Origin of the sequence: Pseudomonas sp. HMWF006, from assembly GCF_003061205.1 — a bacterium.
In the GTDB taxonomy this organism is placed as follows: Bacteria; Pseudomonadota; Gammaproteobacteria; order Pseudomonadales; family Pseudomonadaceae; genus Aquipseudomonas; species Aquipseudomonas monsensis.
The window spans coordinates 1-8,420 of record NZ_QAIU01000089.1; the positions used below are offsets into that span (position 1 = coordinate 1).

Genomic DNA, 8,420 nt, shown 5'->3' on the forward strand with positions numbered 1-8,420 from the left:
CGTTGGGCATGGCCACCAGGTTCAGATCCGGATGGTGGGTGCGCAGGAGCTCATGGGGCGCGTAGTTTTCCACCACGGCAATCTTCAGGCCGTACAGGTCTTCGAGTTTGCGTGGTTGCGCGCCGCCGACGTGGGCGAGGATGACGATCGGGAAGTCGAGATAGGGCCGGGTGAACGACAAATAGGTCTGGCGCTCCGGCGTGGACATGATGCCCGGCAGCAGGTCGATCTTGCCTTGCTTGACCTGCTCCAGCACCACGGTCCAGCTCACGGGCTCGATGGGCGTGAGTTTGACCGCCAGGCGCTGGCGGATTACATCAATATAGTCCGCCGCCAGCCCCTGATAGCGGGACTGATCGTCGCGAAACTCAAAGGGCGGCCACGACGCATCTACACCCAGGCGCAAGTCCGGGTGAGCCGCCAGCCAGCTACGTTCTTCATCGGTCAGAGTCAGCGCGTCAGCCGTTGCGGTCCAGATCATCAGTGACAGCAAAAAAAGCACGGACGCCAGTCTGGGCATAACGCTCTCGTTATGGCACGGGGGTGATTGTTTCGAGTGTAGACGGGCTATGCGGGGGAGGGGTGGTGCGCGGAATTTAATCTGACCGGAAAACAAAACCCCCGGCCTGGGCCGGGGGTTCTGGTATCACTCGTCGAGGAAGGAGCGCAGATGCTCGCTTCGCGTCGGGTGGCGCAGCTTGCGCAGCGCCTTGGCTTCGATTTGACGGATCCGTTCACGGGTTACGTCAAACTGTTTGCCCACTTCTTCGAGTGTGTGGTCGGTGTTCATGTCGATACCGAAACGCATGCGCAGTACCTTGGCTTCACGGGCAGTGAGGCCGGACAGCACTTCGCGGGTCGCTTCTTTCAGGCTTTCAACGGTTGCAACATCGATTGGCGACTGCATGGTCGAGTCTTCGATGAAGTCACCCAGATGAGAGTCTTCGTCATCACCGATCGGGGTTTCCATGGAGATCGGCTCTTTAGCGATCTTCAACACCTTGCGGATCTTGTCCTCAGGCATTTCCATGCGTTCGCCCAGCTCTTCCGGAGTCGGTTCGCGACCCATTTCCTGCAGCATCTGGCGGGAAATACGGTTGAGCTTGTTGATCGTCTCGATCATGTGCACCGGAATACGGATGGTGCGGGCCTGGTCGGCGATCGAGCGAGTGATCGCCTGACGGATCCACCAGGTGGCATAAGTCGAGAACTTGTAACCACGACGGTATTCGAACTTGTCCACCGCTTTCATCAGACCGATGTTACCTTCCTGGATCAGATCGAGGAATTGCAGGCCGCGGTTGGTGTACTTCTTGGCGATCGAGATCACCAGACGCAAGTTCGCTTCAACCATCTCTTTCTTCGCGCGGCGGGCCTTGGCCTCACCGATCGACATGCGACGGTTGATGTCCTTGATTTCAGCGATGGTCAGGCCGGTCTCGGTTTCCAGCGCAATCAGCTTCTGCTGGCAACGGATGATGTCCGGCTGTACGCGACCAATGGCTTCGGCGTATTTGCTCTTGCCTTTGGCCAGTGCGTCGGACCAGCTTTCGTCGACTTCATTGCCCGGGAACTGACGCAGGAAGTCGGCGCGTGGCATACGTGCATCACGTACGCACAGTTGCATGATCGCGCGCTCTTGCTGACGCAGACGATCCAGGGCACTGCGAACACGCTCGACCAGGGCTTCGAATTGCTTCGGCACCAGTTTGATCGGCATGAACAGCTCGGCCAGGGCCAGCAACTCGGCAACCGCTGCCTTGTTGTGACGACCGTGCTTTTTCAGGGCCTTGCGGGTGATTTCCATCTGATCGGCCACAGCGCCGAAACGCTGGGCAGCGATGACCGGATCCGGACCGCTTTCGGCTTCTTCTTCGTCATCCGAAGCTTCGGCGTCATCGTCGTCGGTGTCGTCGTCAGCCTTGGCGGCTTTCGCGTCGATCGGCGGCGGCACTTCGGCCGCCGGCGGCGCAATGCCGTCGTCCGGGTCGATGTAACCGCTCAGTACGTCGGACAGGCGACCACCTTCGGTGGTGACGCGGGTGTACTCGGAGAGAATGTGGTCAACCGTGCCAGGGAAGTGCGCGATAGCGCTCATCACTTCACGGATGCCTTCTTCGATACGTTTGGCGATTTCGATTTCGCCTTCACGAGTCAGAAGCTCGACCGTACCCATTTCACGCATGTACATGCGCACTGGGTCGGTGGTGCGACCGATATCGGTCTCCACCGCTGCCAACGCGGCGGCTGCTTCTTCCGCAGCGGCCTCGTCGGTATCGGCGTCGGCCAACATAAGGGCGTCCGCATCCGGAGCACTCTCGTGTACGGGGATCCCCATGTCGTTAATCATGCGGATGATGTCTTCCACCTGCTCCGGATCTGAAATATCCTCGGGCAGGTGGTCGTTGACCTCGGCGTAAGTCAGATACTTCTGCTCACGACCCAGTTTGATCAACTCAATAATACGAGACTGCTGTTGCGCTTTTCCGGACATAACACCCTATCCACTGAAGGTCTTGGCGGGCAAAAAACAAGCCGAGGATTATACCTGAGCTATGACCTCACGCGCCAGTTGAGGTCGGGTTTGATGCGGAAACATTGCGACTTAAAAGGTCGCGCAGTTGATTTTTCTCTTCGGCACTCAGTTCGCTTTGACGCGCTTTCCTGAGCAACTGTTCCAGATTTCGCTCGCGTTGGCGGGCTGACAAGCTAGTAATGGTGTCGAAAAACTGTTGTTCAAGGTTATCTCCGTCAATCAACCATTCCTTTTCAGCCAGTGCCTTGAGCAGACGCCCCTGTTCAGTGCCGTGCCATCGCGCGATCAACTGAAATGAGTTTAGCTTGGGATTCTTCTGTACGGCTTCGAGCAAGGCCACAAGCAACTGGGCATTGGTCTGGTTTTCGTCCGCAATGTGCCCGGCGTCTTCAACGCGCTCGGCCAGTTGCGGGTGATGAAGCAAGGTGCGCAGGGCGGTCAGGGTCGGCGATTCGACGCCAATCGGCGTGCGCTGACGCTGCGGTTGATCGCGATCGCCACGCTTGCCGTTCTTGTCCCAGGGCTTTTTGTCCCATTTCTTGCCGCCGGCGCCGGGTTTCTTCGGCGTCCACTCCTGCTGCGGCACGTACATGTCCTGTGCCTGCGGCTGATGGTAGTCGCTGTAATCCGGCATTGCGTCGTAGTCGATGCCCGGATCGTAGGCGGGCGGCGCTTCCTGCGGCGCACTTTGCGCCAGCTGGCTGACGGTTTCGCTGCTCAGGCCGGTGATTTCGGTCAGGCGCTGCCGCATCAGGATGCGCAAGTTCGCGCCCGGCACTTTGTCGATCAGCGGTGCGGCGAGGGTGGCCATGTGCGCCTTGCCCTCGAGCGAGCGCGGATCGGCTTCTTCGGTCAATTGCTGGAAGAAATAATCCGCCAGTGGCTGCGCATGCTGATTGATTCGCGCCTTGAAGGCGTCGGTGCCTTCGGCGCGGACCAGGGTGTCCGGGTCTTCGCCCTCCGGCAGAAACAGAAAGCGCGCGCGGCGTCCGTCTTGCAGGCACGGAAGGGTCGCTTCCAGTGCGCGCCAGGCGGCATTGCGGCCGGCCTGGTCACCGTCGAAGCAAAACAATACGTTCGGCACCACGCGAAACAGGCGTTTCAAGTGTTCTTCGCTGGTCGCGGTACCCAGCGTGGCCACGGCATTGCGCAGGCCTTGCTGGGCGAGGGCGATGACATCCATATAACCTTCGACGACGATGATTTCGTCGAGGTTGCGGTTGTTTTTGCGCGCTTCATAAAGGCCGTAGAGCTCCTGGCCTTTATGGAATACCGGGGTTTCCGGTGAGTTCAGGTACTTCGGCTTGTCGTCGCCAAGCACCCGGCCACCGAAAGCGATGATTCGGCCACGGGTGTCGCGGATCGGAAACATCACGCGATCGCGGAAGCGGTCATAGCGTTTGCCGGTTTCGGCGTTCTCGATCAGCAGGCCGGCGTCGATCATGGCCTTCTGTTGCAAGGTGTCGCTGCTCAGGTGCTTGAACAGGTTGTCCCAGCCCGGCGGCGCAAAGCCGAGGCCGAAATCCCGGGCGATTTCGCCGGTCAGGCCGCGGCCCTTGAGATAGTCGACTGCGGCTTTGCGTGCCGGGTGGCTCTTGAGCGCCTGCCGGTAAAAATCGGCGGCGGCGGTGAGCAGCGGGTACAGCGGCGAATCCGTCGGTTGACGCGGTTTGTGCGGGCGACCGCTTTCTTCGCGGGGGATTTCCATGCCGGCGGCTTTGGCCAGATCCTCGACGGCCTGGGGGAAGTCCAGGTTGTCGTGATCCATGAGAAAGCCGAGGGCATTACCGCCGGCGCCGCAGCCGAAGCAGTAATAGAACTGCTTGTCGGGGCTGACGCTGAAGGACGGGGTTTTCTCTTTGTGAAACGGGCAACAGGCGGTGTAATTCTTGCCGGCCTTCTTCAATTGCACGCGCGAGCTCACCACATCGACGATGTCGGTGCGGTTCAGCAGGTCGTCAATGAAGCTCTGGGGAATCAGCCCGGCCATGGCGTTCTCGTCTGCGCTGTAATGAGTCCGATGCGAAGGGCGGCCGGACGCAGGTCTTGAGTGAAACGCACACAATGGGCGGTTCGACCGGGTTCGGTTGCGTAATCGCTGTCGGGAAGTGTATCTGCCGAAAATCCACTGACGTTAGTAACAATCAGCCTTCGACTATTTGAAAGTGTTGCGCTGAATCCGCTTACGGCCGGTCAAGGGCCTCGGATAGCTCAATAAAGCGGGCACGCATGCAGGTGCCTTGGGCTGATCGTCGTGAGAGGAATCAGTGGGTGTGCTCGTCAGTAGCCTTGAAAGGCTCGTCAGAAAAGACGTGCACCGCTGGCAAAAGAGCCAGGCCTGACGCGGTGAAGCGGGTTTGTCTAGGTCGCGTGTGCGGCTTCGACGGTGAAGCATCAAGCGTTTTTACGCAAATGCCATTAGCCCGGCTGAGGGCCGGGCTTGGCAGAAGCTTGCTACGATCGTCTGCGTATTAGTACAGACGAACGGCGCGGCGCTGTTCGCGCTGAACTTTCTTGGCGTGACGCTTAACAGCGGCTGCTGCTTTGCGCTTACGCTCAGAAGTTGGCTTCTCGTAAAATTCGCGGCTACGAACTTCAGCCAGTACACCGGCTTTTTCGCAGGAGCGCTTGAAACGACGCAGAGCTACGTCGAAGGGTTCGTTCTCTTTAACTTTGACGGCTGGCATCCAGAGCTACCTTCATTCATTACCGGGGTCAACATCCTCGCGGCAAAAGAGCACTTGAAGACGTCGGTTTTTAAGGGTTGCGGATGTTAACCCCTCATCGCTCGGAATGCAAAGCCTCTGATCGAAAACCGCTAGTCGGGGCATCGCGTGGCGACTATTATGCGCGCCTTCGAATTCAGCCTAAACAAGGCGCAAACCCATGCTAGTACTGGGATTAGAAACCTCCTGCGACGAAACCGGCGTCGCATTATATGACAGTGAACGCGGTCTGCTGGCCGATGCGCTGTTCAGTCAGATCGACCTGCACCGCGTCTACGGCGGTGTCGTGCCGGAGCTGGCCTCGCGTGACCACGTCAAGCGCATGTTGCCCTTGATTCGTCAGGTGTTGGCCGAGGCTGACTGCGTGCCGACCGAGATCGACGCCATCGCCTATACCGCGGGTCCTGGCCTGGTTGGCGCGCTGCTGGTGGGTGCTTCCTGCGCGCAGGCACTGGCGTTTGCCTGGGGCATTCCGGCACTCGGTGTGCACCACATGGAAGGCCACTTGCTGGCGCCGATGCTGGAGCCAAAACCGCCGGAATTTCCGTTCGTCGCTTTGTTGGTCTCCGGCGGTCATACGCAGATGGTTCAGGTCGATGGCATCGGCCAATACAGCCTGCTCGGCGAAACGCTCGACGATGCCGCCGGCGAAGCGTTCGACAAGACCGCAAAAATGATGGGCCTCAATTATCCGGGCGGACCGGAAATCGCCAAGCTGGCCGAGAAGGGCGTCGCAGGACGTTTTACCTTTCCGCGTCCGATGTGTGATCGCCCGGGCCTGGATTTCAGCTTCAGCGGCCTGAAAACCTTTGCTCTCAACACCTGGCAGCAATGCGTCAGCGCCGGGGACGACGGCGAGCAAGCCCGTTGCGACATCGCGCTGGCGTTCCAGCAGGCCGTGGTAGAGACTTTGACCATCAAGTGCAAGCGTGCCCTGAAACAGGCCGGGATGAAGCGTCTGGTGATCGCTGGCGGCGTCAGTGCCAACAAGGCGTTGCGTGTTTCGCTGGAAAAGATGCTCGGCGATATGAAGGGCGATGTGTTCTATGCCCGTCCCGAGTTCTGCACCGACAATGGCGCGATGATCGCGTTTGCCGGTTGCCAGCGTTTGCAGGCCGGTCAGCAGGAAAGTCTGGCGATCAGCGTGCAGGCGCGCTGGCCGATGGAGCAGTTGTCGGCGCTGTGATGAGCGGCGTTCACGGGCGGTATTTAAAAATGCCGTTCGCGCCCGGCAAACAGGTCGCGTAGATTGCCGCGGTGGCGCCAGACGATCAGTAGCGTCAACGCGCTCATCGGCAACAGCGCTTCCGGTTCCTGCCAGGCCAGCAAGGGCAGGGTCAGCGGCGTGGCGATCAGCGCCGCCAGCGAGCTGGTGCGGGTCAGGTAGAACGTCAGCAGCCAGGCACACACCGCCAGCAGCGCGGCGGGCGGATACAGGCCCAGCAGCATGCCGGCAGCCGTGGCGACGCCTTTGCCGCCGCGAAAGCGGAAGTACAGCGGGAACAGGTGACCGATCACGGCGCACACGCCGATCCAGGCCTGATCCTGCAGCGAAAGGCCCATGGCCGCTGCGATCAGCACCGGCACCAGGCCTTTGCACAGATCACCCAGCAGGGTCAGGATCGCCAGTTTGCGACCGGCCAGGCGCAGCATGTTGGTGGCGCCGGCATTGCCCGAGCCACTCATTCGCGGATCCGGGTTTCCGGTGAGGCGGCTGAGCAAAATGGCGAAGGACAGAGAGCCGAGCAGGTAGGCGAGAGTCGCCAGTAACCAAAACATGCTAACTATTCCGGGCGAGGACGCCCTGATTCTAACGGCGCATTGCGCCCTTGTCGTGCAGCGGAGAGAAGTGCTTGGACAGAGTGTTTATCGAGGGCCTGGAAGTCGACACCGTGATCGGTGCCTACGACTGGGAGCGCGGCATCCGCCAGTGTCTGCGTCTTGACCTGAGCTTCGCCTGGGACAATCGTCCGGCGGCGGCCGGTGACGACCTGACCCTGGCGCTCGATTACGCCAGCGTCTCCACGCGCATCCAGGCCTTTGCCGAGCAGGCGCAGTTCCAACTGGTCGAGACGTTCGCCGAGCGTCTGGTGGAAGTGCTGATGAGCGAATTCAAGATCACTTGGGTGCGTCTGAAATTGACCAAGCCCGGCGCCGTGCCGGCGGCCAAGGGTGGCGTGGGCGTGGAGATCGAGCGCGGATGTCGCTGACTCAGATTTATCTCGGGCTCGGTAGCAATATCGAGCGTGAAACCCATTTGCGCGCAGGTCTCGACGCATTGGCGACGTTCTTGGTCGATATCCGCTGTTCGGCGGTATTCGAAAGCCAGCCGGTGGGAATCAAGAGTGGGCCGTTCTTCAACTTCGTGGTGTCGGCCTACACCGATCTGTCGCTGATGGAGCTGGATCGCCGCTTGAAGTTCATCGAGGCTGACAACGGCCGTTACGCGCCGGATCGCAAGGGTTTGCCATTGGATATCGACGTGCTGTTGTACGGCGATCTGGTGGGGAATTTCGATGGATTGACGCTGCCGCGCGCCGAAATCCTGAAAAACGCCTTTGTGCTGTGGCCGCTGTCGCTGATTGCGCCGGATCGCCTGCATCCGGGCGTGGGAAAAAGCTTCGCGACAGTGTGGGCCGAGGCGCAGATTGATCAGGTACTGGCGCCAGTGGCGTTCGAGTGGCGGGGCGAACAGCTCACGCCTGCTGATTTGATGTGAGCTGACCGACGCCTTCGCGAGCTAGCCCGCTCCCACAGAGAAGTGCATTGCAATGTGGGGGAGGGCTTGCTCGCGAAGCCTTTCAAGCTGACGCCGCTTCTTTGTAAGCCTTCAACGCCTTGAGCCGCTCGCGCTTGAGTGCCTCGCCCAGCTCCGGGCCTTTGAACCCTTTCTCCAGCAACGGCTGTACTGCCACGCCACGCGCTACCTTGGCCGCGCCGCGCAAATAATCCGCTTGTGGATAACTACGCTGCTCCAGCCCTTTGCGTCCGCGCGCATCCATTTCGCAGGCGACGATGAATTCTTCGAAACGCTGCGGCCGGCGATACACATCGAAACTGTGCAGCAGCTCCAGCAGCGTCGATGCTTTCAGTTCCAGGGCGCGATGGCCGTGGGTGTGATACTGGCCCACCAGCAACGCCAGTTCCTGGCAATCCTT

8 protein-coding genes and 1 pseudogene are annotated in these 8,420 nt (G+C 60.1%); 3 read left to right on the forward strand and 6 right to left on the reverse strand.

All coding sequences use genetic code 11. The features are described 5' to 3' along the window. The 4 genes from DBR24_RS03490 to rpsU all read right to left on the reverse strand — a co-directional run. On the reverse strand, window positions 1-520 hold a 520-nt coding region (locus tag DBR24_RS03490), incomplete at its 3' end, for a transporter substrate-binding domain-containing protein (RefSeq protein WP_128613901.1). A 126-nt stretch (window positions 521-646) separates the two neighbouring features. Continuing rightward, the gene (gene rpoD, locus DBR24_RS03495; protein WP_108592083.1) at window positions 647-2,494 is read right to left on the reverse strand and encodes an RNA polymerase sigma factor RpoD; all 1,848 of its coding nucleotides are present in this window, start codon (window positions 2,492-2,494) and stop codon (window positions 647-649) included. 67 nt (window positions 2,495-2,561) lie between these two features. Next, window positions 2,562-4,526, reverse strand: coding sequence for a DNA primase (dnaG, locus tag DBR24_RS03500; protein WP_123469284.1), 1,965 nt, complete (start codon window positions 4,524-4,526; stop codon window positions 2,562-2,564). A 481-nt stretch (window positions 4,527-5,007) separates the two neighbouring features. Next, a complete protein-coding gene (rpsU, locus tag DBR24_RS03505) occupies window positions 5,008-5,223 on the reverse strand; it encodes a 30S ribosomal protein S21 (RefSeq protein ID WP_002551877.1) in 216 nt (71 codons plus the stop codon). 199 nt (window positions 5,224-5,422) lie between these two features. Here rpsU and tsaD point away from each other — a divergent pair, with 199 nt between their 5' ends. Then, complete coding sequence (gene tsaD, locus DBR24_RS03510; RefSeq protein ID WP_128613902.1) at window positions 5,423-6,448, forward strand: tRNA (adenosine(37)-N6)-threonylcarbamoyltransferase complex transferase subunit TsaD; 1,026 nt, start codon at window positions 5,423-5,425, stop codon at window positions 6,446-6,448. 23 nt (window positions 6,449-6,471) lie between these two features. Here tsaD and plsY read toward each other — a convergent pair whose 3' ends face one another. After that, a complete protein-coding gene (gene plsY / locus DBR24_RS03515) occupies window positions 6,472-7,041 on the reverse strand; it encodes a glycerol-3-phosphate 1-O-acyltransferase PlsY (RefSeq protein WP_123469280.1) in 570 nt (189 codons plus the stop codon). A gap of 74 nt (window positions 7,042-7,115) precedes the next feature. Between plsY and folB the strand changes: the two genes are divergently transcribed. Beyond that, entirely contained in the window at window positions 7,116-7,472 is a 357-nt protein-coding gene (gene folB, locus DBR24_RS03520; protein WP_064390789.1) for a dihydroneopterin aldolase, read from the forward strand. Further along, window positions 7,463-7,981, forward strand: a complete 519-nt coding sequence (gene folK / locus DBR24_RS03525; protein WP_128613903.1) for a 2-amino-4-hydroxy-6-hydroxymethyldihydropteridine diphosphokinase — start codon at window positions 7,463-7,465, stop codon at window positions 7,979-7,981. Before folB ends, folK begins: the two co-directional genes overlap by 10 nt. A gap of 82 nt (window positions 7,982-8,063) precedes the next feature. Here the strand turns inward: folK and cca are convergent. After that, window positions 8,064-8,420, reverse strand: a pseudogene (cca, locus tag DBR24_RS03530) (multifunctional CCA tRNA nucleotidyl transferase/2'3'-cyclic phosphodiesterase/2'nucleotidase/phosphatase); the annotation flags it as partial.

Coding starts and splice junctions, on each gene's coding strand:
- rpoD (WP_108592083.1), bottom strand. CDS start 2,494: ATGTCCGGAAAAGCGCAACAGCAGTCTCGTATTATTGAGTTGATCAAA.
- dnaG (WP_123469284.1), bottom strand. CDS start 4,526: ATGGCCGGGCTGATTCCCCAGAGCTTCATTGACGACCTGCTGAACCGC.
- rpsU (WP_002551877.1), bottom strand. CDS start 5,223: ATGCCAGCCGTCAAAGTTAAAGAGAACGAACCCTTCGACGTAGCTCTG.
- tsaD (WP_128613902.1), top strand. CDS start 5,423: ATGCTAGTACTGGGATTAGAAACCTCCTGCGACGAAACCGGCGTCGCA.
- plsY (WP_123469280.1), bottom strand. CDS start 7,041: ATGTTTTGGTTACTGGCGACTCTCGCCTACCTGCTCGGCTCTCTGTCC.
- folK (WP_128613903.1), top strand. CDS start 7,463: ATGTCGCTGACTCAGATTTATCTCGGGCTCGGTAGCAATATCGAGCGT.